Raw genomic sequence first — 24794 nt, forward strand, 5'->3', positions numbered from 1 at the left:
ACCCGCGCTGCAGGCCCGGCACCCGCGCTGCAGGCCCGGCACCACGCCTAACCAGAGTTGCGCGGTGCGAACATGATGACCGCTACTCCAACCAGGCAGATCGCCGATCCCGCGATGTCCCAGCGGTCCGGCCGGAAGCCGTCGAAAACCATTCCCCAGGCCAGCGACCCTGCGACGAACACGCCTCCGTAGGCGGCCAGGATCCGGCCGAAGTGCGCGTCCGGCTGGAGCGTCGCGGCGAAACCGTAAATTCCCAATGCGAGCACCCCGAACCCGGCCCACCACCAGTCCTTGCCCTCCCGCACCGACTGCCACACCAGCCAGGCGCCGCCGATCTCCGCCGCGGCGGCCAGCACGAACAACAGGACGGTTTTTGCGATAGTCACCGACTCATCATCGCAGCGTGGTCAGGGATTCCGGGTTGTCGCAAGGCGCAGGCGCACCACGCGGTACACGACGCCGGCCGCGAACATCAGCACCCCCGCGATCACGGACTCCACCGGCAGGGTTGCCACCAGGACCACGCACGCGACGGCGCCGATGAGCTGCAGGGCCTTGGGGTACCGGCGGTTTTCGCCGCTCTGGGTGTAGGCGGAGACGTTGGCTACGAGGTAGTAGATGAGGACGCCGAAGGAAGAGAAGCCGATGGCTCCGCGCAGCTCGGCGACGCCGATGATGACGCAGATAACGGCCGCCAGGACCAGTTCGGCCCGGTGCGGGACTTTGAAGCGGGGGTGGACGGCGGCCAGCCACCGGGGCAGATCGGCCTCGCGGGCCATGGCCAGGCTGGTCCGGCCCAGTCCCGCGATCAGGGCCAGCAAGGCGCCCAGCGCTGCCAGTGCGGCACCCAACCGCACGATCGGCGATGCCCAGTGCCAGGAACCGGCGGCGACGGCGGCGGCAAGCGGGGCCGGCGTGCCGGCAATTCCGTCAGCGCCGAGGACCGCGAGGATGCTGACGGCGATGGCGGCATAAACCGCGACGGCGATCCCCAGCGCGATCACGATGGCGCGCGGGATTGTCCTGCGCGGGTTGATGACTTCCTCCCCCATCGTGGCAATGCGGGCATAGCCGGCGAAGGCGAAGAACAGCAGACCTGCCGACTGCAGGATTCCGTACCAGCCGTGGGTGAGGACGCCGCCGTCGAACAGCTTCGGGGGATCAGCCGCGCCGGGGATCCAGCAGGCGGCCACCACGATAGCCAGGACCAACAGCACAGCCACCACAATGAACCGGGTCAGGGCCGCCGTGCGCGTCACGCCCCGGTAATTCACGGCAACCAGCAACACGACGGCGGCGATCGCCACCGGCCGCTCCCACCCGGCCGGCGCGGCATAGGCGGCAAACGTCAGGGCCATGGCTGCGCTGCTGGCCGTCTTCCCGATAACGAAACCCCACCCGGCCAGGAACCCCGGCCAGGGGCCGAGCCGCTCCCGACCGTAGAGATATGTCCCGCCGGAGGTCGGGTATTCCGCCGCAAGCTGGGCCGAAGCCGTAGCGTTGCAGTACGCGACGATGGCGGCGAGCAGCAGGCCGATCAGGAGTCCGGACCCGGCCGTCTGGGCCGCGGGCGTGAAAGCGGCGAACACGCCCGCGCCGATCATCGACCCGAGGCCTATGACGACCGCATCGAAGGTGTTCAGCCTGCGGGCAAGACGGGGGTGGGAACTCAACGCTGGGGCCTTCCTGGAGGACGACGACGGCGGACCGCCCAGCGGGCCGCGCGTTCCAAATCTAGCGAGCACCGTGGCCTTTCGGCCTCAAGTAGTCGTGTAGCGAAGCAGCACGACGCCGTTGCTGAAGCCGCGGTTCTCGTCCAGGCGGAGCCGGGTGGTGCCGTCGGCGGGCCCGAACAGGGGCTTGCCGCGGCCAATCAGCACGGGGTGCACGTAGATTCTGTACTCATCGATCAGGCCAAGGCGCCGGAAGGTCGCGGCGAGGTCCGCCCCGCCGAGCGCCAGGTCACCGCCGGGCTGTGCCTTGAGCGCCGTTACCTCGTCGACGACGACGTCATGCACCACCGTGGTGTTCCAGCCCGCCGTTTCCAGGGTCCGGGAGTACACGATTTTCGGCATTTCGCGCCAGATGCTGGCGAATTCGCTCATCGGGCCGCTGTTTGCGGGGTCACTGTCCGCCGTCGGCCAGAAACCGGCCATCAGCTCGTGGGTGACCCGCCCGCTCAGGAACGCACCCATGGTGCGGAGCTCGTCGTTGACGTGGCGGTGTAGTTCGTCGTCGACCATATGCCAGCTGATGTCCCGGCCCGGCCCTTCCATGTACCCGTCCAAGGAAACCTGCATCATCAGGATGATTTTTCGCATTACGGACCTCCGTGTTCACCGACCCAGCGTACGCCGCTGACCCCCGCAACGGTCCAGAGCGTGAGCCGCCGGACCCAAGGGTTTTCCAAGGTTTGCGCCTTGCGCTCCCGCCCAGCCTGCATCACAATTCAGGAAATCTAAAGTCCACCGCAGATTCTTTTACATTCGGGGGAACGCATGCCTGCGAACGTACTTGTGGCGTCAGCCGATACGGGGCCCTTTCCCGATATCCGACAAACCTCCATGTGCCGGGAATGAGACGCGGTGGATTCGACGGAACCGCGCCGGCACTACCGCTCAGCCCGCCACAGCGAGGGTGAAGAGAGTCCTGCGCCCGGTTACTTCCGCAGGCTCCTTCCGCGGGTCCTGACGGCGGCCGCAGCGGTCGTGGCCCTGATTGCAGCGACCGCCGTCTACGTGTCCATCCAGTCCAGCGTACCCGCTGATGCGGTCGCGCGGCCCGAAACATCAGTGACCGCAGCCCCGGGCGCGCCGGGCACGGCCAGCGCCGCGACCAATGAGGCCGCTACGGCAAAACAGGCACCTTCCGCCCCTGCTTCAGCTGCGGCGCCGTCCCCGGCGCCGGCCGCGGAGGCGCCCGTCTCCCCGGCGGCCCCGCCCGACGTCGAGGCTCCGTCCGTCGAGTCTCCGTCCGCCGGCGAGCCTCCGCTCGTCGTCGAGGCTCCGGACCGGGGTCCGCTGCCCTTCAGCCCCGCCTTCGACGCCCCGATCAACGCCATCATCGAGGCCAACAGCCGGTACCAGGTGGGGGTGGCCCTCATCGATGTGAAAGACGGCGTGGTCCACGAATACGGGGATAAGACCAAGTTCGTCGCCGCCAGCACGGCCAAGATCCTGGCCGCGGCGGCCTACTACCACCTGGTGGAAACCGATCGTGCCTCCCTGACGGCCCGGATGGGCTCGTCCACCGCCGCAGTCCAGATCCGGCAGATGGTCCAGCAGAGCAACAACGACTCATGGGCGCTGATCCTGGGCGCCGTCGGGAACCAGGGGATGACCGCCTACGCGGCGTCGTTGGGCATCAGCTATGACCGCACCGTAAACCTCCTGTCCCCGGCGGAAACAGGAAAGACGCTGTCCTTGCTCTACTCCGGCCAGCTGCTCAATCCGCAGCACACCGCCCAGCTGCTCTCATACATGCAGCACACCAACTACGAAACGCTCATCCCTGCCGCGGTGCCGCCGGGCATTAATGTCTTCCACAAGTACGGTCTGCTCTTCGGGAATCTGCATGACGCCAGCATCCTCGTCCAGGGGGACAGGGCCTACGTTTTCGTGGTGTACACCCTCGGCAAGAATACGTCGGACATGGCGGCCCGAACCCGGATCATCCACGAGCTGACGCAGGCCGTCACGGCCGGACTGTTCTGATGACCGTTCCGATCTGATGACCGTTCCGATCTGATGACCGTTCCATGGAGGGGCGGACAACCGTAGGCTGGACAAGGGAGGTGAATGGAATGAAAGCAACCCAAGGGGACCGCATCATCATCCGGGGCCACACCGTGGAGTCTTCGGACCGGCACGGTGAGATTCTCGAGGTCAGGGGCGCCGACGGGGCACCGCCGTACCATGTCAGGTTCGACGACGGCCACGAGACGATCCTGTTTCCGGGCGGTGACTTCGTCGTCGAAAGCAGCCAGAAAGGCTGACGCCGTCGACTGGAAGCCGCCCCTAGAAACTCGATGAACTGCCGGAGCCGGAAAAGCTCCCCCCGCTGCTGCCGTAGCCGGTGGTGCTGCTCCCGCCGCGGGCGCTGCTGACACTGCTGACGCCTGTGTTGAAGCCGGAGTTGAAGGTGGGCACCGAGAAAAAGTAATAGGACGGGTAGACCGTGCCGAGGATGCTGGGCTCGTAACTGCGGCCGTACCTGGCCTTGGACCCGGCTTGGGCACTCTCCATTTCCTTGCGCATGAGGCTGGCTTCCTTCTCGCTCTTGGCGAAGCCACTAATCACGGTGTCGGCGTGGTTCTTCAGCAGTTCGGAAAGCTGCGTGCGGGCGTCGCGCAGGCGGTCGAGCGCAGTCTCCGGCGTGGTGGTGCCATCAGCCAGTTCAGAGGTCCAGCGCTCCAGCTCGCGATGACTCTGCTCGCGGAAGGACCGGAGGGCGGCGGCCGTCGCGGAGTCACCCTGGGCGTGGCGTTTGCTGAGCATCAGCTCGACGGCGGCGAGGTCGTTGCGGAACGGGGCCAGCTGCCGGTCCCAGGCCGGGGCCCAGGACGATCCGCGGTTGAGCAGGGCGTTGGTGTCGGCAATCACGTCGTCCAGGGCGTCGAGTTCGGCGGCGGCATCGGCGTAGCTCCGCACCAGCGCCAGGTTCGGACGCCGGCTCAGCTCCTTGGCAGAGAACGCGTGCGCCTGGTTCGAGAGTCCGGTGGCGGTGTTGTACTTGGCCATGAAGCTGCGGTGCTTCTCCAGCACTGTGCTTCCATAGCGCGAGGCCTCCGGAATGGTGCCGGCGTTGAGCTCGGTGACCTGCAGGTCCATGCTGACGTTCGCATAACTGGCGTCCCCGCGGGCGAGTTCCTTCCGGCTGATCAACCGGGTCCGCCAGCGCACCATCAGCCACGTGCCAGCCCCGGCGACGGCCGCCGCCGCCGTCGCCCAGGCCGTGATGAGGAAGGCCGCAGACCGGTACCACGGCTGGTTGATCAGCTCGGCCCCGCGCCTGATGCCGGCAATCGTGCCGTCCGTCCACTGGGCGTCACGGAGCAGCTCCTTGGACGCGTTCTGGATGTCATCGCGCTGCTCCGGGGAGACCTTGCGGTCCTCGCCCAGGTAGGTCCCGACATGCCTGCCCACCGGATCCAGCGCGAAGATGAACAGCCCGTCCGCCCACTTCTGCCCGTCCGCGCTGATCCATTCGGGGTGCTCGGCGCGGGCAAAGCGCAGGACTTCCTCATTGAGGTTGGCCGAGGCCGTTCCGTTGTAGGTGTACACGGCCACTTTCGTGGGCTGGTAGAAGTCAATGGACTGCACTGCGGGCAGGAGGGTGTTTCGGTCCAGCACCCCCGCCCGGTCCTCCACGACGACGTCGACGGGCCGGACGGCGAGCGCGGCCGGCCCGGTGCCTACCAGCCCGATCAGGACCAAGGCCAGGACGCCAAAGAATTTCCGCATGACTCCCATTTGCTGAGCGTAGTGCAACCGGACGTCCGGGCGGAATGGGGCCTAAAGACACCGTGACGGGCCAATCCTGCTCGTCCATACTGGCGGCATGAGCGCAGAGGCGAGCGAGGACCAACCCCCCGCGGCACCAGCCGAAACGCCGCCGCGGAAGCCGGACCGGACCCTCCTCGCCATGCTGGCCGCGATCGCCGTCCTCGTGATCGTGGCCCTGGCCGTCGTATTTACCCGCGGAGAACCGGCGCCGCTGGACGAGTCCACGCCGGCCGGGGCGGTGCAGCGGTATTCCGCCGCCGTCATCGCCGGCGATGAGGCCGCCGCGGCGGCCCACCTGAGCGAGGCTGCCAGGACCAGGTGCAGCAACGTGGGACGGACGACGGCAGACAACCTCCGCGTCACCCTCGTCTCCACGACGGAACGCGCCGGGTCCGCGGATGTGAGGGTGCTGATCACAGTCTCGGAGGGCGGCGGCCCGTTCGGCAGCGCCGAGTACCAGGTGGCGGACGTCTTTGACCTCGTCAAGACAGGAGACACGTGGCTGATCGACAACGCCCCCTGGCAACTGACGGTCTGCCCCAACCCGGCGGTGAAGTAATGAGTGCCGGCATCGCTGTCGGTTCCGCGCCGCGCACCGTGCGCCGCCTGATCGTGTGTGCCTTGCTGTTCGCGCTCGTGGTGGTCGCCGCCGTCGGCCTCAGCGGGCTGCTGGCGCGGCTGCTGGTGGCCGGCACCGCCCTGGCAACCGGGGATGTGGCCGGACTGGCGCGCTCGCTGGCCTTTGCCGTGATCGGCGGCCCGCTCGCGGCGGTCCTGTGGTGGGCCGTGTGGCGGAGGCTGGGGGAGGAGCCGGAGCGCGCCTCCGTCGGCTGGGGCCTGTACCTCGCCGGCGCCTACATGCTGGCATTGGTCATCGCCACGAGCAACCTGCTGGGCACGCTCACCAGCCTGATCGGCGGGCGGTCGCTGCAGTGGCGCCTCTCCCTCGCGACAGGTGTGGTCTGGGCGGCGGTGTGGCTCTGGCACCGATGGATGTCGGGGAACGCCCGGAAGCGACCCACGGATCTGGCCGACGCCCCCACCGTGCTCGGTGCCATTCTGGGGCTGGTGATTGGCGTCGGCGGCACCGTCGGAGCCATGTCCACCCTGTTCGATGCGGCCCTGCGGGGGGCTGTCGAGGCGGGGTCGGTGGGCAGGCCGTGGTGGCTGTCCGCCCTGCAGTCCCTCGTCTGGGCTGCGGGCGGCGGGCTGGTCTGGTGGTGGCACTGGAAGCACGACGGCGGGCAGCGGCTGCGCACCGGGCTCGCCGACGTCGCCCTCATCACCGCCGGCGTCCTGGGTGCGGGAATCCTCACGCTGGGCGGCGCCGGAGTGGCGCTCTTCGTGCTGCTGCAGCTGGCGTTTGACCGCACCGAAGCGGTGGACGTCCTGCTGGAGCCGCTCGCCCCGGCGCTCGCCGCCGCCGCCGTCGGCTCGCTTGTCTGGGTCTACCACCGAGGACTGGCCCGGGGGCGTGCTGAGTCGACCCGGCAAGGAGGCAGACTCGTGACCACCGGCGTCGCCCTCGTGGCGGCCGCCTCCGGTATCGGGGTGATCGTCAACGCTGCCCTCGCCATGGCGGCGACGCCGCTGGCCGGTTTCGGGGTCCGCACGCTCCTGCTGGCGGGGATCAGTTCGCTCCTGGCCGGCGGCCCGGTCTGGTGGCTCGCCTGGCAACCCCGCGGCTGGAATACCGCGGCCGGCACAGGTGGATCCGGGAACGTGCTGAACGCCCGCCGCGTCTACCTGATAGTGGTGTTCGGCCTCAGCGCGGTGGTCGCTGTCATCACGCTGCTGGTGATCGGGTTCAGGGTCTTCGAGTACTTCCTGGACGACGTCACGGGCGCGAGCCTCGTGGACCGGATCCGCGCCCCGCTCGGTCTCCTCGTGGCCACGGGGCTGGCCTCCGGATACCACTTCGCGGTGTGGCGTCATGACCGCGCCGCCCTCGCCGCCGGGCCCGCCCGGAAACGCACGATCGGGCACGTTGTCCTGGTTACTGGGACCGATCCGGCGGCGCTGCATCGGGCGATCGAGGAGACCACTGGTGCCAGTGTGACCATCTGGCGGCGGGCCGACGCCGGCGCTGCCGCCGGCACGGGAGCGGGCTCCGGCGCTGCCGCCGGGGCTGGTTCCGGGCCTGTCGACACGGCGCAGCTCACAGGCAGGGTTGCGGCGGCGCTGGTTGGTGTGACCGCCAGACGAGTGCTCGTCACGATCAGCCCGGATGGCAGGATCGACGTGGTTCCCCTGCTTGCCTGAACGGCGGCAGCACGGGTCACAAGACTTTGGCGCACGCTTCAGCGGCGGCGGTATTCTATGGCGTGCCGGCCACCCGACCGGCCCTGCGGACCGAAATCAGGGGTGCGAAATGGCGGGAAAATTCGAGGTCTACAAGGACAAGTCCGGCGGGTTCCGCTTCCGGCTCAAGGCCGCCAACGGCGAGGTGATCGCGTCCTCGCAGACCTATAAGTCCAAGGCCAGCGCCATGGGTGGGGTCGAGTCCGTCAAGAAGAACGCAGCGTCCGACGTCGTCGATCTCACCGAAGAGCCGGCGGGCACCATCACCGGCGTGGCAGGCTGAGGCGGGCCAGGGCTAGACGAGGCCGAAAGTCTTCTTGTAGCTCCGGACCGCGGTATTGACGGTGGGGAAGCAGTGATCCGGGCCGAACCGGCTGCTGACGCCGAAGCGGATCAGACGGCAGGCCTCATGAAGGTGCTGGACGGCCTCATTAAAACGACGCAGGCAGAAGTTGCCCAGCTCAAGGAACTGAAAACGGTCATCGCAGAAATCCAGCGCGCCGCGACGGCCGGCCCGGGGTCCGGCGGACCGCAACCGTCTAGGATTGCCCCATGTCCACCTATGAAGTCACCCGAAATGCAGTCATCCCGGGCCCGGCCGAAGCCATCTTCCCACTGGTCAACAGCTTCCATGAATGGACCAAATGGTCGCCGTGGGAGTCCGTGGATCCCGCAATGCAGCGCAGCTACTCCGGGAGCGATTCCGGCGTCGGCGCCAAGTACGCCTGGAGCGGCAACCGCAAGGCGGGCTCCGGCACCATGGAGATTGTCGAAGCTTCCGAGCCGAACAGCATCAAGATCCGCCTGGAATTCACCAAGCCCTTCAAGGCCATTAACCCGACCAGCTTTACGTTTACGCCGTCCGGCAGCGGAACACAGGTCACCTGGACCATGACCGGAGAGAACAAGGGTGTCGGCAAGCTCTTCGCCCTGTTTATGAGCATGGACAAAATGGTCGGTACGGACTTCGAAAAGGGCCTGGCCGCCCTCGCTGGCGCTGTCAGGCAGCGCAGGGCCTGAGCCGGAGGACGGCAGCCGTGTACGTTCATGGACAGCCCCAGCTGCTCCGTGCCGACCTCATCACCTAGCCAGCGCCGTTTGAGGATCCCGATGCCGTGCTGTCCTCGACCAGCATGGTTCAGTCTTTTTGACCCGGCTAGCCGTCTCATAACCGGTAACTGGTCAACACGGGGAGCGAAACGAAGCTGGACAAGACCTCCTTACGGAAAGCACAGGTCAGGCGGCCACGATTTTGAGCGGGACGGAGCGCCAGCCGCGGAGGGTGTTGTGCAGGTACGGCACGGGCTCGCCCACCAGCTCCAGGCTTTTGATGCGCTTAGCCAGGGCTGTGAAGAGGACGTCCATCTCGAGCCGGGATATAGGCTGGCCCACGCAGTGGTGGATGCCCATGCCGAAGGCCAGATGTCCCCCGGCGTTCCGGCCGATCATGAACTGGTCCGCGGTTGGTCCCCACTGGCCGGCGTCGCGGTTGGCCGAACCCATGAACAACAGCACCTTTGACCCGGCCGGCAGCGGGATGTCCCGAAAAACCGTGTCAGTCGCAACGGTCCGGAAGAATGACTGGAACGGTGACTCGTAGCGGAGTGCTTCATCAATGGCGAACTTGGCCAGCCGCGGATTGGCGTGAAGCCTGGCCCACTCCTGGGGGTGGGAGGCCAGCGTCTGAAGGGTATTGCCGATAGAGAAAACGGTGGTGTCGAGGCCTGCGGACAGCATCGCCCTGACCAGCAACGCGGCCTGCTCTGCCGTGATTTCGCCGCGGTCGGCGTACTCCCAGATCTGGGCACCCATGCCGTCCGCGGACAGGTTTTCGCGGGCGCAATTGTTCATGACCCATTCGTGCGTCGGCCCGCCCTTTTCAAAGAATTCGCGGGAGCGTTCATCGTCGGGGCCGAAGGAGCTGAAATTCATGGCGCCGTGGGGCAGCAGGTTGGCTTCGCGGCCTTCGCGGGGGATTCCGACGGCGTCGCCGAAGACGCGGATAGGGAATAGCTCGGCGAGGTCTGTGACACCGTCGAACGTTCTCCGGGCGATGAGTTGGTCCACGAGTTCATCGGCAAACACCTCGAACTGTGCCCGCAGGGACCGGACACCGCGCGGGGAGATGACCCCGGCCATCGCGGCGCGCATGGGGCCGTGGACGGGCGGGTCCGATTCCAGGATGCCTTGCGGGCGCCACGCGGGCTCGTGATGGAGGTTCTTCGGGCCGACGCCGGCGCTGGAGATGAACGTTGCGTAGTCCTCGAGGATCTCCTTGCATTCCTCGAAACCGGCAAAGGCCAGGACACCGTACTTCTCGAGCCACACGGCCGGACCTGCCGCCCGCATCCGATCGAACAAAGGGTACGGGTTTGTGAGGTTCTCGTCCGTGTAGGGATCGTCCGACAACACGGGAACGTTCTTCCGGGGACTGCTTACTGACATCGTGGGCCTCGAAACCGTCGGAGTGCTTTGCTGCGGGGCAGCCAATTCGTGGCATCAAAGTATCGAGAAACGGAAGCACCCGATAAATGCCGTTCTCACTCTGTGAGAATGGGTTTTGTACATCCGGCCGGGCGCCCTGCACGATCACTTCGTGACTGGCGACACAGGCGCCCGAATCAGACAGGAGGCAAAGCCATGGCAACACATACATCCTTCGAGAGGGGACTCATGATCCTTTCCGAAGTTGCGGAAGCCGGCGATTCCACCGTGGAGAGTGTGGCCCTGAAGCTCGGGATTCCGGTCAGCACCACCTACCGCTACTTCCATCAACTGCGTGAACAAGGCTTCGTCCAGGAGGACTCCGGCATCTACCGGCCGGGGCGCGCCCTGCTGGCGCTGTCGGGCCGGCACCTGACGCAGAGCCATCTTGCGGAAGTCGGCACGGCGGTGCTTAGGAGCGTCGTGGACGCCGTGGGGGAGACCTCCGTCCTGATCATCCGGGTCGGCACACAGGCCCTGTGCCTGCGCCGCGCGGAACCGGACAAGGCCTTCAAGTTCACGTTCGCGGTCAATGAGCTCCTGCCGCTGACGGCGGGAGCCGGACCCCGGACCCTGCTCGCGTGGGCGCCGTCCGACGTCGTGCGTCAGGTGTTGGACGGGGACCTGCCGCGCTTCACGGACAACACGCCGTCGGCGGAGCAGATCCAACTCAGCCTTGCGCAGATCCGGACGAACGGTTGGGTGGTATCCCGCGGCGAACTAGATCTGGGTGCCGTCTCCGTCGCCGTGCCGGTGATGCTCGACGGTGAAGCTGTCTGCGCCCTGAACGTGGCCGGACCGGAGAGCCGCTGCGGCTCCCGTGCCTGGCTGAACTCGACGCTAAAAACAATGAATGAGGCAGCGGAGAACCTGGCGGCATCGCTGGGTTCCCTCGCTAGCCGCCGAACAACCCGAGAGGTACGCGATGACGCTCGAAACTCTGCTTGATACCGCGCCGGTGGTCCTTGGAATGCACCGCACAACCTTGCAGGACCTGATCGACGTGGCCCGCCACCGGCGCCCCGTAGTGGTGGATGAGCAGGCACTGGCACGGATGAAGCCCAGCCAGGAGTGGTTGGACGGCGTCATGGACGCAATGAAAGCCGGTAAAAAGACCGCACCCATCTACAGCATCAACACCGGGTTCGGTTCCCTCGCCGGCCGCCAGGCCTTCGATGAGCCGTCTGACGCCGCGGAGCTGTCCCGCCGCCTGGTTCTCTCCAACGCGGCAGGCGTGGGCCGGTACGTGGACGAGGAAGTGGTGCGGGCGACCATGTTCATCCGCATTGTCAGCCTCACCCAAGGCCATTCGGGCGTTCGGGCGGACATTGTGACGACGCTGACGCAGATGCTTAACCGGGGCGTGTACCCCGCCATCCCGGAATACGGTTCCCTCGGCGCCTCCGGCGACCTCATCCCGTTGGCCCACGTGGCCATCGTTATGTCCCGCTCCCACACCGGCGAGGACGAGGAACTGGATTCCGGCGAGGCCTTCGTGGACGGCGCCGTGGTTTCCGGGATCGCCGCCATGGCCCATGCCGGGATCGAGCGCCTTCCGCTTGGCGCGAAGGACGGACTGGCCCTCCTGAACGGCACCTCCTTCTCCTGCGCCCAGGCGGCCCTGGCGCTCTACGACGCGCAGAACCTGCTGGAAACGGCGCAGATCACGGCGGCCATGACCATCGAGGCCCTCATGGGCTTCGGTGATGCCTTCATCGATGAACTCCACCAGGCCCGGGGCCAGCGCGGCCAGATCGAGGTGGCCGCGCGGCTCCGCGAACTCCTCGCCGGCAGCGGGCTGGTGGACGGCGACGCCGGCAGCGACCCCGTGCGCCAGCCGCCCCAGGACGCCTACTCGCTGCGCTGCATCCCGCAGGTCTTCGGCCCGGTCAAGGACACGCTGGAGTTCGCCGCCGGGATCATCGACAACGAGATCAACGCCGCCACCGACAACCCGCTGATCTTCCCGTCACTGCCGTCCACCCGCACGCTTAAAGCCGTCTCCGGCGGCAACTTCCACGCCGAATATGTCGCCTTCGTAGCGGACTTCATTTCGATTGTGGTCACGGAAATCGGCAACATCACCGAACGCCGGCTTTTCCGGCTCGACGACGGCACCCTGAACCGCGGCCTGCCGGACATGCTGGTGGCGAGCGAACAGATCGGGATGGACTGCGGGTACATGCTGCCGCAGTACCTCGCGGCTGCCCTGGTCTCCGACTGTAAGACGCTCGCCCATCCGGACAGCGTGGACTCCATCCCCACCTGCGCGAACCAGGAAGACCATGTGTCCATGGCCAACAACGCCGGCCGGCACGCGCGCCAGATCGTCACCAACATCGAGTCCGTGGTGGCAGTCGAACTCCTCATGGCCGCGCAGGCCTTGGAATTGCGCATGCGCCTTCCTGCCACGGCCGGCGCCATGCCGGGGGCCGCGAGCCTGGCCGCACTGGCTCTGCTGCGCTCCACGGCCGCCGCCGATGGCCGCCCCATCGACCACCTCAAGCAGGATGTGGTCCTGTACCCACGGCTGCGCAAAGCCGGCGAACTGGTCCACGACGGAGCGGTGGTCACCGCCGTGAACGCTGTGCTTAGCGGAGGCAGCGATGACGCTCCAGACCGCTGACACTGCCAGGCTCAGCGTGCCCGCGTCGGCCGGAAAAGGCTTCGTCCGCCTCACCGTCAGCGAGGTCCGGCGGGAAGCTGATGGCGTCCTTTCATTGATTCTGTCGGATCCCGACGGTGGTGCGCTGCCGGCATGGGAGCCGGGTGCCCACATCGATGTCCTGTTCGCCAATGGGATCCTGCGTCAGTACTCGTTGTGCTCCGATCCGGCCGAACGCTACGAATGGCGCATCGCGGTGCTGCGGGAGCAGTCCAGCCGGGGCGGCTCACGCTACGTCCACGAGTCGCTGAAGGCGGGCGATGTCCTCGACATCCGCGGCCCGAAGAACAACTTCCGCGGCACCCCGGGCTCCGGGGAGAAGGTGTTCATTGCCGGCGGCATCGGAATCACACCGCTGCTGCCCATGATCCGGACGGCGCACCAAAATGGGGAGTCCTGGCGTCTGCTGTACCTCGGGCGCGGCCTGCACTCCATGGCTTTCGTGGACGAGTTGGCCGTCCTCAGGACTCCGGATATCGCGATTTAATGCCTCGGAGCCGGCGCCTTGGATTTGACCTCGTATTTGAGGATGAGGTCGGTCCCGGGGTAACGCGTCGCGGTTTGGGTGAGGTGTTCGCAGAGTTCGGCGATCGCAGTGGTTTTTGCCTTCGTGGGCAGCGGGTCCAAGCTGATCGTCAGGATGCCGGGGACGGTGGGGTCAATGTTTCCTGACTGGCTGAAGGCCTGGCGGATGAGGGCGTGGGCTTCATCGGCACTGCGCTTGTAGCCGGTGTTCGTGCGGATCTCCCGGGCGAGGGTCATCATCGTGTTGTAGGCGCCCATGCGGATGCCGTGGTGGATGAATTTCGTCTCGGTGTCCAGGACCTGTTGGCCGGGGGCGAGGTCGCCGAGGCGGATCCTGGCAGGGAGCTCGGCGTGGGCCGTTTCGGCCTGGGTGAGGGCTGTTTCCGCGTCCCAGAAGGGTGCCTTCAGCTGGTTGATCATCGCATTGGTGACCATGAGCTCCTCGGTGTCGGGCGGCGGGGTCTTCAACACGAGTTCGGCGGCATCAACGGTCGCGGTGACCTCGGCGTGGTGTTTCCGTGCTGCCACAACCCGTTGGTAGGCCTTGGCCTTGGCGGGGTTGGGGACCATCCGCTCCGGATCATCATCAGCGCTGGTGTAGGAGTCGTGGGAGTCCAGGTCGAAGTGCATGCGGGCGTAGCGGAACTGGTTTTCCTGCCGCCACCGGTTCCCCATCCGGTGGATCGCCTCCCCGGCCGGGACCGTGTGGTCGGTGGTGAGGATATGAATCTGACGGGTGCCACCACCGGACGCGGCCACGATGCGGGTGATCTGGCGGATCCGGAACACCTCCCCGGTCTTCGCAGTGGTGGTCAGGGGCAGGTCAACGAGCATGTCCGCTGCGGAGAAGGTGCGGGTTTCCCCGTGCTCGTCGGCGTGGGTGATCTCGGTAAACAGGGCCTCGTCAACGTCGTCGGTTTTGCCTTTCCGCCAGGTCAACACATCAAAACCCTGCTCCTTCATGTGTTGGAAGAGGGCCGGGGACCAGCCGCCGCGGTCAAAGCCGACCAGCACCCGCCGCTCATCGCCGATGATGTCCCGCAGCTTCGGCAACAGGGCGCGCAGTTCCCCGGCCAGGGAAGCGCCGGGGGCCGCCATGACCAGGAACACCGGGGATCCGTTGGCGTCAGAGACCCAGGTTTCCTCCGTCGCCGGGACCGGGAACTTCAACCGGGTGGAGTAGAGCTTCCCGATCTTCTTCGTGCCCTGGTAGGCGCGCACATGCCCATCCACATAGAGGACCGCGGCCAAGTTTTCTCCACCATTCTCCCCGCCCGGGCCCACGTTGCCCAAGTGGTGGGCGGCCAGGGCCGCAATCAAATCCTGCGCCTTCCCTGTCTCGGCGAGTTGGGCGATGCGCCGGCGGATCGTCTTCACTTCCGGGGCCCGATCCAACCCCAAGACCCGGCCCAGGTCCTCCGGGTTGAAGCGGGTGGCGCCCTCCGCCCGGGCCTCCCCGGCCAAGGCCCGCAACACCGAGTCGATCAGGATCGTTTCCAGACCGTAGAACCCGTTCGGCAACGCCCCGTAGGTGGCTTTCGCACAGGCCAGAAGGCCGGTGGCCTCCAGTGCGGGGAAGGCCAGGAACAACCCAGCATGCGGGACCCGTGCCGCCGGGGCAAACACCGGTTCAGCGCATTCGGCCAGGCCGGCTGCGGTGCGCTCACTGGTGCGTGGCACGGGGGCTGGCAGGATCGGCAATTCCGGCTGCACCACAACAGCCGACACCGGCGTTTCCGGCTCACTGGCACCGGGTGCTGTTGCTTCTATTGCGTCTTTGGTGGCCTGTTCAATGGCTTGTTCGGCGGCGAGTTTCAGGGCCCGGCGGACACTGAATTCCGAGACCCCCACAGCATCCCCGACGGCCTGCTGGGACAGGCCGGTGGCGCGCAGTTCCACGATCTGGTTGATGACATCGGCACTGAGCCGGGATGCCTTCTTGGGGCCCTTCTTTTCCGGCACCAGGGCCACGATGCCGCCGTCGGCCAGCAACTGACCCCACGCCCACACCGTGCCGGGCGTGACCGAGAAAGCTGCTGCGATCTCACCCAGCGGGGCAGCCTTGAGCTGTACCAGCTTCACTGCTGCCCAGCGGCGTGCGGTTTCGTCGCCGCCATCCCAGGCAAACGATATCTGGCCATGCAGGTACACGGCCCCGCCACCGCTGGCATCCTTCACCACCGAACCCGCCAACCCCAACGGCACGGCATCCGAAACCATCGCCACGGGAAGAGGTGGCTGAGCAGTCATAAGACTCATCATTCCACCCTTCTCAACGACACAGATTCTATGATCTATTATATCGAAGAATGGGTGAAGTTAACAGCCCTCACCAAGCAAAAACACCGAAAAATCAACAAACCCGCAAAACCGCCACCCGACCATGACCAGAGTCCTGGTCCTTGACTCTGCCGGAGACAAGGTCCGCATCCGTGCCCTGGAGGAATCCGGCCGCACGGTCCTGACGGAGTATCTGCGCGGGGCGGGGCTGACCGGGGATGCCACTGTCTTCACGTGCGGCCCGGAACGGATGCTCGCCGAGCTTCGCGCGGCACACGCGGACGGTCTGGTGCCTCACCTGCTGTTTGAGGACTTCGGTTCGGAAGACGACGGCGGCGCGGAGCCAGGCGGCGGCCCGGCTGACGACGATGCCCCGTTCGTAGTGGAAACCGCCGATGGAATGGAAATCGAAGTTAAGGCAAATGAGACAATTCTGGACGCCCTGCAACGTGCCGGAATTCCCGCATTGAATTCCTGCCGGAAAGGCACATGCGGAACATGCGAAACGGTTGTCTTAGGCGGGATTCCGGATCACCGTGATGAAATTCTCAACGATGAGGAACGGGCCGCAAATGAAACAATGATGATTTGTGTTTCGCGCTGCCGAAGCGACAGGCTGGTGCTGGACCTTTAGGCCGTCAGGTTCTCAAAGCCCGTGGTTATCGACCGAACCAAGGGGTTTGCCGACCCAGTGGCCTGGCCTGCCCGCCTCTCGGTTGCCGGCGGGATTCTATTGATCCATAATTTTCGTGGCCTTTTTCGAATGCCGTATCCGAATTGGCCGGATGCGGCGTCTGTCATTTAATGCTCCTTTGAAATCATGGTGAATAATTTGAGGGACAGGGCATTGTGGGTGGCGGGCGCGCCGGCGGCCCTCCAGCTGCTCCCGGCGGCGGAGCGCGGTGGCGGTGGCCGTTCCTGCGGCGGTCATGAACGTACGTCTGGAGTGGGTCACGCCCAGAGGTAGATCACGGGAAGGCAACGGCAACGGTGCTTTCGGCAGTCCGTTCACGGCCTGTTCACCGGGAGTTGTTGCGGCTTCGACGGCTACTCTGCGGTGGGTGACGCCGGGTCGTCAGCTTCCGGTGCGTCCTGACCGTATTCCGCCGAAATCAGGATGGGCAGGTGGTCCGACGCGCCGCGGGGGAGGGTTTCCACGCTTTCGATCTCGAGCCCCTGCGACGTCGCGAAGTCGAAGTGGCCCTTGAAGACCTTGTACCGCGTGTACGTCCGCCGGTCGCTGAGCGTCAGGTCGTAACCGGCGTCCTTCATCTGGGCGGTCAGGTACTTGGTGAAGAACGGGTAGTTGAAGTCGCCCACCATCAGCGACAGGCCCCCGCCCATGCTGAGCAGCTCCGCGTGGGCGGCGTGGATCTGGTTCCGCCGCAGCGAGTTCGACGCGGTCAGGGGTGCCGCATGGAAGGACGCGATGACAAGATCATGGTCCGTCTCCTTGTCGATCACCCGGGTGCCGATCAGGCGCTCGTGCGCGGGCGACAGGACGCGGTCATGCAGAGACTTCTTCAGGGCGAATGTCTTGGTCTCATAGGCCGTGAACCGGTCCATCCGGTAATAGATCGCCAAGCCCAGCCGGTTGCCCTTGGTGGCGTCGGCAAGGTGCAGGTTGCCGATGGTTTCCGGGAGATCGTTGGTGTCGCACTCCTGGAGGCACAAAGCATCAATCTCAAAATCGCGGGCCAGATCAACCAGCTCACCACTGGCCTTGTGCTTGCGGAGGTTGTAGCTGATGACTCGAATCAGGGGAGCACCTCTTCGGAGGATAGTCGTGAAAAACCTGATTCCGAGTCTACCCAGTCCGGCGGAACGAGTGGGAGCACCGGCCGCGCGGGTCCGCGGGTTCCTCCGGATGCCTGCAGACTCCGAGTACCTGGAGGACAGCAGCCATAGCAGCGTCTGCGTCTGGAAGGGCCAGGCCGGCTATTACAGCCTCCTGGTGGACGGCCAGCGGAACCAGGATGCGGCCTGGTTCTACGCCGAGCCGACGTCCGAGGCCGAGCACATCAAAGACCATGCGGCCTTCTGGCGGGGCGTCCGCGTAGAGGCCTGAGGCACGCCGCAGCAGGGGATAGGGTGGTTTGGGATTCTCTACGATTGATGCTGCGAAAGGGCGGACGTTGACTGCTGAACTACCGGTGCTTGCCGAGGGCGACTTCTATTACGAGGTGCTGGGGGAGGGGCGCTTCCGCTCCACTATCCACGCCCAGGGCGCCTGGAACGAACAGGAGCAGCACATGGCACCCGCGTCCGGCATCATGGCGGACTGCCTGGCCCGGCACGAGCCGCGGGACGACATGCGGATGGCGCGCCTGAGCTACGAAATCCTCGGACTGATCCCCGGCGGCGAATTCGAAGTCACCACCACCACGCTCCGCCCGGGCCGGACCATCGAACTGCTGCAGGCCGAGCTGGTGGCGGAGGGGCGGGTCGCGATCCGCGCCACGGCCTGGCGGATGATCATGTCCGACACCGCCGCCATCGCCGCCTTTGAGGATCCCCGGATCCCCGCGCCGGAAGGATGCGAACCCTACGACGCCGCGAGCATCTGGCCGGGCGGGTACATCGCCTCGCTGCAGATGCGGATTGCCGAGGGGCACCGCGCCGGCTCCGGCACGGTCTGGCTGCACACCACACACCCGCTGACGGACCAGGCGGACAGCAGCGACCTGGCCCGGCTGGTCGGCCTCGTGGACACCGCCAACGGGATCGCCGCGCGCGTCCCGCCGGGCCAGGGCAGCTACGCCTTTCCCAACCTTGACCTGCAGATCCACATGTACCGGCGCCCCGAAGGGGAATGGCTGGGGCTGGACAACGAGGTGTCCTTCGGCACGGACGGAATCGGCCTCACGTCGACCGTGCTGCATGACCTCACCGGTCCGTTCGGCCGCGCGGAACAGATCCTGACGCTGCGGAAGTCCTGACCACCCAAGTGGCTCGCAATAGTTGTCGTTTTCAGTGCTCAAAACGACAACAACTGCGGGTCAGTTGGGGACCGACGCCGACGCCGCTCGCCGGGAAATGCTAGTGGAAGACGAGCCAGCCGACCAGCGTGGCCAGGCCGGTCAGGAAGGCACCCCAGACGATGTCCACCACGACGATGACGAGCGGCCAGCTCTTCAGGGTCGCGGCGTTGGTCAGGTCATAGGTGGCGTAGGCGAACGTTCCCAGCGCGGCGCCGTAGCCCAGCGCGTTGAGCCAGCTTCCGCCGTCGAGCGCCGGCTGGAGGGCGAAGAAGACGATCCCGATGATGTACAAGACGTAGAAAACAACGGCGTACCCTAGATGGGGCTTGTCCGCCAGGACGTGCCCCAGACTCCGCCGGTAGAACTTGCTCATTGACTTGAGCCAGACGGCGTCGATGACGGCGAACGCTGCGGCCACGACGAGGAACTGCAAGATGACCATAAGGGAGCATAACAAGATGCCGGAGGCCCCGGGCGGACCACGCACGCTGACGATCGTCCGGCAGGAGGAGTCCCTCGGTGCCGCCGGAGATCTCGACTTCGCGATCGAACTGCTGCAGAAGGTCAAGGCCGGTGAGGTCAGACCCATGCTGCGGCTCTACCGCCCGGTGCCCACTGTCGCCTTCGGGCAGCGGGACACACACCTTCCGGGCTTCGACGCCGCCGCTCAGGCATGCCGCGAGCTGGGCTTTGAGCCGCTGGTCCGCAAGGCCGGCGGGCGTGCCGCTGCCTACCACGAGGGCACCCTCGTGATCGATCATCTGGAACCGCACCGGGACGCTATCGCCGGCGCCAAAGGACGCTTCTCCTTCTTCGGCGAACTGCTGGCGCAGGCGCTGCGCAGCGCCGGAGTCGACGCCGCCGTCGGGGAGATTCCCGGCGAGTACTGCCCCGGCGAATTCAGCGTCCACGGCCAGGATCCGGAGCATCCCGCCCACCAGGTGAAGCTGATCGGCACCGCCCAGCGCGTCGTGGCCGGCGGCTGGCTGTTCAGCTCGGTGATCGTGGTGGAGAACCCCGCCCCGATCCGCGCCGTGCTGGAAGCCAGCTACGCGGCGCTCGGCCTGGACTGGGACCCTGCCACGGCCGGCGCCGTCAACGACCTCGTCCCGCACCTGGACGTGGACGCCATCGAGGCGGCCGTGATCGACACCTACGCCCGCTACGCGCAGCTCGGCTTTGGAGACTTCGCCAGCCTGCGCGGCTGACCGCGCAGGCCGGCCGTCCGGGCTCAGTGCCCCCGCGCGATCCATTCCTCGAGCTGCGGCGCCTCGGCGCCGACCGTCGTCGTATTCCCGTGGCCGGTCCGCACCACGGTGCCCGCCGGGAGCGTCAGCAGACGGCTCCGGATGGACTCGATGATGGTGGGGAAGTCGCTGAAGGACCGGCCGGTGGCTCCCGGGCCGCCCTGGAACAGCGTGTCGCCGCTGAAGACGGTGCCCTCGCTTTCCAGGTAGAAGCACGTCGAACCCGGCGAGTGGCCCGGCGTGTGCAGGGCCACCAGCCGCGCACCGGCGACGTCGAACGTGTCGCCGTCCGCGATCGCGTGGTCCGGTTCGGTGCCCGGGAACACGCGCTCCCAAAGCATCCAGTCCTCACGGTTCAGATGGACCGCTGCGCCGACGCGGTCGCGGACCTTGCCGACGGCGCCGATGTGGTCATCGTGCCCATGCGTCAGCAGGATGGCGGTGACCTTCCGGCCCGCGACGGCGGCCTTGACCGCAGCCGGGTCGTGCGCCGGGTCGATGATCAGGCATTCCTGGTCGTCGCCGACGATCCAGACGTTGTTGTCGACGTCCCAGGTGCCGCCGTCGAGCGAGAACGTGCCCGAGGTTACCAGCTGCTCGATCTTCAGTGTGCCCCCGGTTCCGGCGCTCACAGTTCAACGACCGAGCGCAGCACCGCGCCGGCGTGCATCTTGTCGAAGGCTTCCTCGATCTGGTCGATCGTGATCCGCTCCGTGACGAAGGCGTCGAGGTCCAGCTTGCCCTGCCGGTAGAGGCTGATGAGCATCGGGAAGTCGCGCGAGGGCAGGCAGTCGCCGTACCAGGAGGATTTCAGCGAGCCGCCCCGGCCGAAGACATCCAGCAGCGGCAGTTCCAGGGTCATCTCCGGGCTGGGAACGCCCACCAGGACCACCGTGCCGGCGAGGTCGCGGGCGTAGAACGCCTGCTTGTACGTCTCGGGGCGTCCGACGGCGTCGATCACGACGTCGGCGCCGAAACCGCCGGTGAGTTCGCGGATCGCCTCGACCGGATCGACGGCGGAGGAGTCCACGGTGTGGGTGGCACCGAATTCCCTGGCGCGTTCGAGCTTCTTGGCGTCGATGTCGACGGCGATGACCGTGGTGGCACCCGCGAGCGCGGCGCCGGCGACGGCCGCCATGCCCACTCCGCCGCAGCCGATGACGGCGACGGAATCGCCGAGCTTGACGTTTCCGGTGTTGATGGCGGCACCCAGGCCGGCCATGACGCCACAGCCCAGCAGCCCGATGGCGGCGGGGTCGGCTTCAGGGTCCACCTTGGTGCACTGGCCGGCGGCCACAAGGGTCTTCGCGGCGAACGCGCCGATGCCCAGGGCGGCGGTGAGCTCGGTGCCGTCCTCGAGGGTCATCTTCTGCGTGGCGTTGTGGGTGTTGAAGCAGTACTGCGGCTCGCCGCGGCGGCAGGCCCGGCACTCGCCGCAGACGGCACGCCAGTTCAGCACGACGCGGTCGCCGGCGGCCACCGAGGTGACGTCCGGTCCCACGGCGCTGACGACGCCGGTGGCCTCATGGCCCAGCAGGAACGGGAAGTCGTTGTTGATGGCACCGAGCTTGTAGTGCAGATCGGTGTGGCAGACACCGCTGGTGAGGATGTCCACCAGCGCCTCACCGGGGCCGGGATCGGGGACCAGGATGGTCTCCACCGTGACGGGTGCTCCCTTGGAGCGGGCTACTACACCTTTGACTTTGTGGACCACGGAAAAGCTCCCTTGAGTACAGTGCGGGAAATGGAGGCAGCGCTATTTGTGACTGTGATCTGTCTATCACACAGCCAAGTCCAAATTCCAGAAGTTGTTGCGCAATGTACAACAGGTTGCACAAACGGCCCTCGGGCGAGACTCAGGCGGCGAGCCTGCTCTTGACCTGTGCCGCGGAAGGGTTGGTGGCCGCGGTGCCGTCCGGGAACAGCACGGTGGGGACGGTGCGGTTGCCTCCGTTGAGCCTCTCCACGAGATCTGCGGTGCCTTCAACTTCTTCGATGTTGATCTCGGTGTAGCCGATACCCTGGGCGTCCAACTGCTTCTTCAGGCGGTTGCAGTAGCCGCACCAGGTGGTCGAAAACATGGTGATGGTGCCGGATTCGGGGGTGAAGTCCACGAAGTTCTCCTCAAAGCTGGTTGACGGTGCCGGGTGACAGCGCCGGTTGCCGACAAAAGTCGGACGTCATTGTCACTAACCGTAACCCGGGGGCCGGTATTCCCGCAGAGGTGGCGGCCGCTACGGGCGTATTACCGTCTCGCCCTCATCAGCAGGTGCCTCGAAGCCGGCGAGGAACTTGTCCAGGTATGCAGGTCCCACCGGCGCCGAGTTCGGTCCCGCGTGCAGCCGGCGCAGCTCCAGCCGCCGGAGGAGCTCATCCCTGGGCACGTCAAGATACACGAGCTGCCATGCAGCGCCGTGGGCGGTGACGAGCTCTTTGTATTCCTCGCGCCGCTGTCTGGACCAGAAGGACAGATCGACGACGATGTCCCGGCCCTCTGCCATGAGCTCCACGAGCCGGATCCGGAGCTGCCGTTCCACCGCCACGGTGAAATCGAAGTATTCGGGGGTGCCGAAGCGTGCCGCCAGCTCCCGGTCCTGACGCCACATCTCCTCGTCGACCGAGAGCCGCACGTAACCTTCGGCCTCAAGGGCCTTGGCGTAGCTTGTTTTTCCCGAGCCGGCCACGCCGCACATCAGGACCACCGTTGACGTTTTGACCATGCGGGGAGTCTAGGGGATACGGCCAGCCGGCGGGTGTCCCGGACTGACGGCCAGGCGGATGACACGGAATCCGTGCGGTGGCATGCTGGTGCCATGTGTGGACGCTACGTGATGGCCCGGGCCGTCGGAGACCTGCTGGCCGAATTCGATGCCGGGCTGGAGGAGGAGTTCGCGATTCCGCCGTCGTGGAATGTTGCCCCGACCGCGGACGTGCCGATCATCCTGGAACGGCTCGTGGACGGAAGCCCGGTCCGGCAGCTGCATATCGCGCGCTGGGGGCTGGTGCCGTCCTGGGCCAAGGACCCGGGCATCGGTTCGAAGATGATCAATGCACGCAGCGAGAGCGTCCTCGAGAAGCCCGCGTTCCGGAAGGCCACCCGGTCCCGGCGCTGCGCCGTCCCGGCGGACGGCTACTACGAATGGAAGGGCGAGGGCCGCAACAAGCAGCCCTATTACGTTCACCCCCGGGACGGGCGCCCCATTGTGTTCGCCGGACTCTTCGAGTGGTGGAAAGACCCTTCCAAGGCCGAGGGGGACCCGGAGCGCTGGATGCTTTCGACGTCGATCATGACCACTGACTCGCCGCCGGAGGGCTACGCCGGGGGAATGCTGGCCGAGCTGACCGCGCTGCACGACAGGGTCCCGCTGCCGATGGGCCGCCAGACCATGGAGACATGGCTGGATCCGCAGGCCGATGACGCTGCCACCCTCGTGGACCTGGTCCGGGCCGGGGCGCACGACGTCGCGGAGGGCTGGACGATCGACGCCGTGGGCACCGCCGTCGGGAACGTGAAGAATGACTCCCCGGAACTCATCCAGCCGGTGGGAAGCCTGTTCTAGCGCGCCGCTGGAGCGCAGGAACGCAGCCCGTAGGGGCGTGGCCGGAAGGAACCATCGATCTGCGCGGACTCCCGTGGTGACGGTGGGCGTCAGAGCGTCACCTTGCCGCCGCCGTCGACCGCCCAGCTGGGGTTGAAGGCGACCTCCCAGCGGTAGCCGTCGGGATCGGCGAAATAGCCGGTGTAGCCGCCCCAGGGCTGGGTCTGCGGCGCCGCGACGATGGTGGCCCCCGCAGACTCCGCTTCGGCCATCACCCAGTCGACTTCCGCCGCGCTGCCCAGATTGTGGCTCAGCGTGATGCACGGAATGCCGGCAGGAGGATCGGTGGCTGCTTCGGCCTGCATCTGCCCGGCGTCCCAGAGCGAGAGGACCAGGCCGTGGTTGGCCTGGATGAAGAGCACCTCGCCGGGGACTTCCCGCTGGACCGGCCATCCGAGGCCGTCAACGTAGAAGCTGCGGGCGGAGTCAACACTGCGGACACCCAGTGAAATTAAGTCGACTCGTGGCTGCATCATTCGATACTGTCATGCACATGTCCACAAATCACGCAGACGACAAGACCGCCCAGGCCGACAGGGAACAGCTCGCCGCCGTGCGGGTGGCTGTTGACGAGGTGGACGAGCAGATTGTGTCCCTGATCGGCCGCCGCGAGCGGCTGATCCGGATCGCCGGAACCCTCAAGGCGGACAGCGCCGAGGTGCGTGCTCCCGGCCGGGTGGAGCGGGTGATCGAACACGTCCGCGCCACTGCGAAACAAAAGGACATCGACGTCGACCTCGTCGAAAAGACCTACCAGGCCATGATCGATGCCTTCATCACCCTTGAGCTGGAAGTGTACAAAGCCAGCTCCTAGCAGGGGCTTAGAGGGACTCTTCGACAGGCACGTTGGCCTGGTAGTCCCGGCCGTCACAATCGCTGAAGGCCGTCATGAGGTGGCCCTTGGGGAGGCCAAGCACAGTCGCAATGGGGAAGTTTCCGGTGATGGTGTTCCCTGAGTGTTCCACGCCCTTGAGGTCGAAATTCTCTTCCGTGCCGTCATGGTTGAAGTAGTAGAAGGAAACGGCCTCGCCGTTCATGAACTCAATACCCAGCCTGCGCTGATGGGAATAGTCCGGCCCGGCCGCCAGGAGGCCCACCACGTAGGCGCCTTGCCCCGGGATATTTCCGTCTATATCGAACGTCGCCACCAAGGTTGGATCCTTGGCGGCGATGCTTACATGCTTCAGGAGTGCGTTATGGGAGCTCAT

The 24794-nt window shown here is 66.3% G+C and carries 30 protein-coding genes; 15 read left to right on the forward strand and 15 right to left on the reverse strand.

What is annotated here, in order from left to right:
• Window positions 1-47: 47 nt before the first annotated feature.
• The 3 genes from ACVWZ8_RS17295 to ACVWZ8_RS17305 all read right to left on the reverse strand — a co-directional run bounded on the left by ACVWZ8_RS17295 (window position 48) and on the right by ACVWZ8_RS17305 (window position 2321).
• Window positions 48-386, reverse strand: coding sequence for a YnfA family protein (locus ACVWZ8_RS17295; protein WP_456505313.1), 339 nt, complete (start codon window positions 384-386; stop codon window positions 48-50).
• 21 nt (window positions 387-407) lie between these two features.
• On the reverse strand, window positions 408-1673 hold the full coding sequence (locus tag ACVWZ8_RS17300; protein WP_456505314.1) for an APC family permease: 1266 nt from the start codon (window positions 1671-1673) through the stop codon (window positions 408-410).
• Between the two features lie 87 nt (window positions 1674-1760).
• Window positions 1761-2321 carry a dihydrofolate reductase family protein gene (locus ACVWZ8_RS17305; protein ID WP_456505315.1) on the reverse strand — a complete coding sequence of 187 codons (561 nt, stop codon included), beginning with the start codon at window positions 2319-2321 and terminating at the stop codon, window positions 1761-1763.
• Window positions 2322-2585: 264 nt separating this feature from the next.
• Here ACVWZ8_RS17305 and ACVWZ8_RS17310 point away from each other — a divergent pair, with 264 nt between their 5' ends.
• Together ACVWZ8_RS17310 and ACVWZ8_RS17315 are read left to right on the forward strand one after the other, a co-directional pair.
• The gene (locus tag ACVWZ8_RS17310) at window positions 2586-3713 is read left to right on the forward strand and encodes a serine hydrolase (protein ID WP_456505316.1); all 1128 of its coding nucleotides are present in this window, start codon (window positions 2586-2588) and stop codon (window positions 3711-3713) included.
• Window positions 3714-3802: 89 nt separating this feature from the next.
• Entirely contained in the window at window positions 3803-3994 is a 192-nt protein-coding gene (locus ACVWZ8_RS17315; RefSeq protein WP_426978167.1) for a DUF1918 domain-containing protein, read from the forward strand.
• 22 nt (window positions 3995-4016) lie between these two features.
• On the opposite strand, the gene ACVWZ8_RS17320 is transcribed toward ACVWZ8_RS17315, so the two are convergent.
• Window positions 4017-5471, reverse strand: a complete 1455-nt coding sequence (locus ACVWZ8_RS17320; RefSeq protein ID WP_456505317.1) for a DUF5129 domain-containing protein — start codon at window positions 5469-5471, stop codon at window positions 4017-4019.
• A gap of 88 nt (window positions 5472-5559) precedes the next feature.
• On the opposite strand from ACVWZ8_RS17320, the gene ACVWZ8_RS17325 reads away from it, so the two are divergent.
• The 3 genes from ACVWZ8_RS17325 to ACVWZ8_RS17335 all read left to right on the forward strand — a co-directional run bounded on the left by ACVWZ8_RS17325 (window position 5560) and on the right by ACVWZ8_RS17335 (window position 8088).
• Entirely contained in the window at window positions 5560-6063 is a 504-nt protein-coding gene (locus tag ACVWZ8_RS17325; RefSeq protein WP_456505318.1) for a hypothetical protein, read from the forward strand.
• Window positions 6063-7766 carry a DUF5671 domain-containing protein gene (locus ACVWZ8_RS17330; RefSeq protein WP_456505319.1) on the forward strand — a complete coding sequence of 568 codons (1704 nt, stop codon included), beginning with the start codon at window positions 6063-6065 and terminating at the stop codon, window positions 7764-7766. Before ACVWZ8_RS17325 ends, ACVWZ8_RS17330 begins: the two co-directional genes overlap by 1 nt.
• Window positions 7767-7875: 109 nt before the next feature.
• On the forward strand, window positions 7876-8088 hold the full coding sequence (locus ACVWZ8_RS17335; RefSeq protein WP_456505320.1) for a YegP family protein: 213 nt from the start codon (window positions 7876-7878) through the stop codon (window positions 8086-8088).
• A 12-nt stretch (window positions 8089-8100) separates the two neighbouring features.
• Here the strand turns inward: ACVWZ8_RS17335 and ACVWZ8_RS17340 are convergent, their stop codons facing one another.
• Entirely contained in the window at window positions 8101-8340 is a 240-nt protein-coding gene (locus tag ACVWZ8_RS17340; protein ID WP_456505321.1) for a hypothetical protein, read from the reverse strand.
• A gap of 17 nt (window positions 8341-8357) precedes the next feature.
• On the opposite strand from ACVWZ8_RS17340, the gene ACVWZ8_RS17345 reads away from it, so the two are divergent.
• Complete coding sequence (locus tag ACVWZ8_RS17345) at window positions 8358-8825, forward strand: SRPBCC family protein (protein ID WP_456505322.1); 468 nt, start codon at window positions 8358-8360, stop codon at window positions 8823-8825.
• A gap of 216 nt (window positions 8826-9041) precedes the next feature.
• Here the strand turns inward: ACVWZ8_RS17345 and ACVWZ8_RS17350 are convergent, their stop codons facing one another.
• The gene (locus ACVWZ8_RS17350) at window positions 9042-10217 is read right to left on the reverse strand and encodes a cytochrome P450 (RefSeq protein WP_456505323.1); all 1176 of its coding nucleotides are present in this window, start codon (window positions 10215-10217) and stop codon (window positions 9042-9044) included.
• A 228-nt stretch (window positions 10218-10445) separates the two neighbouring features.
• Between ACVWZ8_RS17350 and ACVWZ8_RS17355 the strand changes: the two genes are divergently transcribed.
• Genes ACVWZ8_RS17355 through ACVWZ8_RS17365 form a run of 3 tightly spaced genes read left to right on the forward strand, consistent with a single transcriptional unit; the run spans window position 10446 to window position 13441 of the window.
• Window positions 10446-11237: an IclR family transcriptional regulator gene (locus ACVWZ8_RS17355; protein ID WP_456505324.1), complete on the forward strand. Its 792-nt coding sequence runs from the start codon at window positions 10446-10448 to the stop codon at window positions 11235-11237.
• Window positions 11215-12915, forward strand: coding sequence for an HAL/PAL/TAL family ammonia-lyase (locus ACVWZ8_RS17360; RefSeq protein WP_456505325.1), 1701 nt, complete (start codon window positions 11215-11217; stop codon window positions 12913-12915). Before ACVWZ8_RS17355 ends, ACVWZ8_RS17360 begins: the two co-directional genes overlap by 23 nt.
• Complete coding sequence (locus ACVWZ8_RS17365) at window positions 12896-13441, forward strand: ferredoxin reductase (RefSeq protein WP_456505326.1); 546 nt, start codon at window positions 12896-12898, stop codon at window positions 13439-13441. The genes ACVWZ8_RS17360 and ACVWZ8_RS17365 overlap by 20 nt, the downstream gene beginning before the upstream one ends.
• Here ACVWZ8_RS17365 and ACVWZ8_RS17370 read toward each other — a convergent pair.
• Complete coding sequence (locus ACVWZ8_RS17370) at window positions 13438-15729, reverse strand: putative transposase (RefSeq protein WP_456504600.1); 2292 nt, start codon at window positions 15727-15729, stop codon at window positions 13438-13440. The genes ACVWZ8_RS17365 and ACVWZ8_RS17370 overlap by 4 nt on opposite strands.
• A gap of 280 nt (window positions 15730-16009) precedes the next feature.
• On the opposite strand from ACVWZ8_RS17370, the gene ACVWZ8_RS17375 reads away from it, so the two are divergent.
• Window positions 16010-16393 carry a 2Fe-2S iron-sulfur cluster-binding protein gene (locus ACVWZ8_RS17375; protein WP_456505327.1) on the forward strand — a complete coding sequence of 128 codons (384 nt, stop codon included), beginning with the start codon at window positions 16010-16012 and terminating at the stop codon, window positions 16391-16393.
• A 413-nt stretch (window positions 16394-16806) separates the two neighbouring features.
• Here the strand turns inward: ACVWZ8_RS17375 and ACVWZ8_RS17380 are convergent, their stop codons facing one another.
• On the reverse strand, window positions 16807-17517 hold the full coding sequence (locus tag ACVWZ8_RS17380; protein ID WP_426979926.1) for an endonuclease/exonuclease/phosphatase family protein: 711 nt from the start codon (window positions 17515-17517) through the stop codon (window positions 16807-16809).
• Between the two features lie 109 nt (window positions 17518-17626).
• Between ACVWZ8_RS17380 and ACVWZ8_RS17385 the strand changes: the two genes are divergently transcribed.
• Window positions 17627-17827, forward strand: coding sequence for a DUF427 domain-containing protein (locus ACVWZ8_RS17385; protein ID WP_456505328.1), 201 nt, complete (start codon window positions 17627-17629; stop codon window positions 17825-17827).
• A 67-nt stretch (window positions 17828-17894) separates the two neighbouring features.
• Window positions 17895-18698, forward strand: coding sequence for a thioesterase family protein (locus ACVWZ8_RS17390; RefSeq protein ID WP_456505329.1), 804 nt, complete (start codon window positions 17895-17897; stop codon window positions 18696-18698).
• 100 nt (window positions 18699-18798) lie between these two features.
• Here the strand turns inward: ACVWZ8_RS17390 and ACVWZ8_RS17395 are convergent, their stop codons facing one another.
• Complete coding sequence (locus ACVWZ8_RS17395; RefSeq protein WP_456505330.1) at window positions 18799-19182, reverse strand: DUF2177 family protein; 384 nt, start codon at window positions 19180-19182, stop codon at window positions 18799-18801.
• Between the two features lie 16 nt (window positions 19183-19198).
• Here ACVWZ8_RS17395 and ACVWZ8_RS17400 point away from each other — a divergent pair, with 16 nt between their 5' ends.
• Window positions 19199-19948 (forward strand): lipoate--protein ligase family protein, encoded by a 750-nt coding sequence (locus ACVWZ8_RS17400; RefSeq protein WP_456505971.1) that lies wholly within the window; start codon window positions 19199-19201, stop codon window positions 19946-19948.
• Between the two features lie 23 nt (window positions 19949-19971).
• Here the strand turns inward: ACVWZ8_RS17400 and ACVWZ8_RS17405 are convergent, their stop codons facing one another.
• The 4 genes from ACVWZ8_RS17405 to ACVWZ8_RS17420 all read right to left on the reverse strand — a co-directional run bounded on the left by ACVWZ8_RS17405 (window position 19972) and on the right by ACVWZ8_RS17420 (window position 22707).
• On the reverse strand, window positions 19972-20619 hold the full coding sequence (locus ACVWZ8_RS17405; protein WP_456505331.1) for an MBL fold metallo-hydrolase: 648 nt from the start codon (window positions 20617-20619) through the stop codon (window positions 19972-19974).
• On the reverse strand, window positions 20616-21701 hold the full coding sequence (locus ACVWZ8_RS17410) for an S-(hydroxymethyl)mycothiol dehydrogenase (RefSeq protein WP_456505332.1): 1086 nt from the start codon (window positions 21699-21701) through the stop codon (window positions 20616-20618). The genes ACVWZ8_RS17405 and ACVWZ8_RS17410 overlap by 4 nt, the downstream gene beginning before the upstream one ends.
• A gap of 142 nt (window positions 21702-21843) precedes the next feature.
• The gene (locus ACVWZ8_RS17415) at window positions 21844-22101 is read right to left on the reverse strand and encodes a mycoredoxin (RefSeq protein ID WP_456505333.1); all 258 of its coding nucleotides are present in this window, start codon (window positions 22099-22101) and stop codon (window positions 21844-21846) included.
• A 120-nt stretch (window positions 22102-22221) separates the two neighbouring features.
• Entirely contained in the window at window positions 22222-22707 is a 486-nt protein-coding gene (locus ACVWZ8_RS17420) for an AAA family ATPase (protein ID WP_426978148.1), read from the reverse strand.
• 93 nt (window positions 22708-22800) lie between these two features.
• On the opposite strand from ACVWZ8_RS17420, the gene ACVWZ8_RS17425 reads away from it, so the two are divergent.
• Window positions 22801-23547 carry an SOS response-associated peptidase gene (locus tag ACVWZ8_RS17425; protein ID WP_426978147.1) on the forward strand — a complete coding sequence of 249 codons (747 nt, stop codon included), beginning with the start codon at window positions 22801-22803 and terminating at the stop codon, window positions 23545-23547.
• Between the two features lie 89 nt (window positions 23548-23636).
• On the opposite strand, the gene ACVWZ8_RS17430 is transcribed toward ACVWZ8_RS17425, so the two are convergent.
• The gene (locus ACVWZ8_RS17430; protein WP_456505972.1) at window positions 23637-24059 is read right to left on the reverse strand and encodes a VOC family protein; all 423 of its coding nucleotides are present in this window, start codon (window positions 24057-24059) and stop codon (window positions 23637-23639) included.
• Between the two features lie 14 nt (window positions 24060-24073).
• On the opposite strand from ACVWZ8_RS17430, the gene ACVWZ8_RS17435 reads away from it, so the two are divergent.
• A complete protein-coding gene (locus ACVWZ8_RS17435; RefSeq protein WP_426978146.1) occupies window positions 24074-24400 on the forward strand; it encodes a chorismate mutase in 327 nt (108 codons plus the stop codon).
• 7 nt (window positions 24401-24407) lie between these two features.
• On the opposite strand, the gene ACVWZ8_RS17440 is transcribed toward ACVWZ8_RS17435, so the two are convergent.
• Window positions 24408-24794 carry a hypothetical protein gene (locus tag ACVWZ8_RS17440; RefSeq protein WP_456505334.1) on the reverse strand — a complete coding sequence of 129 codons (387 nt, stop codon included), beginning with the start codon at window positions 24792-24794 and terminating at the stop codon, window positions 24408-24410.

The organism is Arthrobacter sp. UYCu723, assembly GCF_054059215.1.

Coding starts and splice junctions, on each gene's coding strand:
- ACVWZ8_RS17305 (WP_456505315.1), bottom strand. CDS start 2,321: ATGCGAAAAATCATCCTGATGATGCAGGTTTCCTTGGACGGGTACATG.
- ACVWZ8_RS17315 (WP_426978167.1), top strand. CDS start 3,803: ATGAAAGCAACCCAAGGGGACCGCATCATCATCCGGGGCCACACCGTG.
- ACVWZ8_RS17320 (WP_456505317.1), bottom strand. CDS start 5,471: ATGGGAGTCATGCGGAAATTCTTTGGCGTCCTGGCCTTGGTCCTGATC.
- ACVWZ8_RS17325 (WP_456505318.1), top strand. CDS start 5,560: ATGAGCGCAGAGGCGAGCGAGGACCAACCCCCCGCGGCACCAGCCGAA.
- ACVWZ8_RS17330 (WP_456505319.1), top strand. CDS start 6,063: ATGAGTGCCGGCATCGCTGTCGGTTCCGCGCCGCGCACCGTGCGCCGC.
- ACVWZ8_RS17335 (WP_456505320.1), top strand. CDS start 7,876: ATGGCGGGAAAATTCGAGGTCTACAAGGACAAGTCCGGCGGGTTCCGC.
- ACVWZ8_RS17345 (WP_456505322.1), top strand. CDS start 8,358: ATGTCCACCTATGAAGTCACCCGAAATGCAGTCATCCCGGGCCCGGCC.
- ACVWZ8_RS17355 (WP_456505324.1), top strand. CDS start 10,446: ATGGCAACACATACATCCTTCGAGAGGGGACTCATGATCCTTTCCGAA.
- ACVWZ8_RS17360 (WP_456505325.1), top strand. CDS start 11,215: ATGACGCTCGAAACTCTGCTTGATACCGCGCCGGTGGTCCTTGGAATG.
- ACVWZ8_RS17365 (WP_456505326.1), top strand. CDS start 12,896: ATGACGCTCCAGACCGCTGACACTGCCAGGCTCAGCGTGCCCGCGTCG.
- ACVWZ8_RS17370 (WP_456504600.1), bottom strand. CDS start 15,729: ATGACTGCTCAGCCACCTCTTCCCGTGGCGATGGTTTCGGATGCCGTG.
- ACVWZ8_RS17375 (WP_456505327.1), top strand. CDS start 16,010: ATGCTCGCCGAGCTTCGCGCGGCACACGCGGACGGTCTGGTGCCTCAC.
- ACVWZ8_RS17385 (WP_456505328.1), top strand. CDS start 17,627: ATGCCTGCAGACTCCGAGTACCTGGAGGACAGCAGCCATAGCAGCGTC.
- ACVWZ8_RS17395 (WP_456505330.1), bottom strand. CDS start 19,182: ATGGTCATCTTGCAGTTCCTCGTCGTGGCCGCAGCGTTCGCCGTCATC.
- ACVWZ8_RS17400 (WP_456505971.1), top strand. CDS start 19,199: ATGCCGGAGGCCCCGGGCGGACCACGCACGCTGACGATCGTCCGGCAG.
- ACVWZ8_RS17420 (WP_426978148.1), bottom strand. CDS start 22,707: ATGGTCAAAACGTCAACGGTGGTCCTGATGTGCGGCGTGGCCGGCTCG.
- ACVWZ8_RS17425 (WP_426978147.1), top strand. CDS start 22,801: ATGTGTGGACGCTACGTGATGGCCCGGGCCGTCGGAGACCTGCTGGCC.
- ACVWZ8_RS17430 (WP_456505972.1), bottom strand. CDS start 24,059: ATGCAGCCACGAGTCGACTTAATTTCACTGGGTGTCCGCAGTGTTGAC.
- ACVWZ8_RS17435 (WP_426978146.1), top strand. CDS start 24,074: ATGCACATGTCCACAAATCACGCAGACGACAAGACCGCCCAGGCCGAC.
- ACVWZ8_RS17440 (WP_456505334.1), bottom strand. CDS start 24,794: ATGAGCTCCCATAACGCACTCCTGAAGCATGTAAGCATCGCCGCCAAG.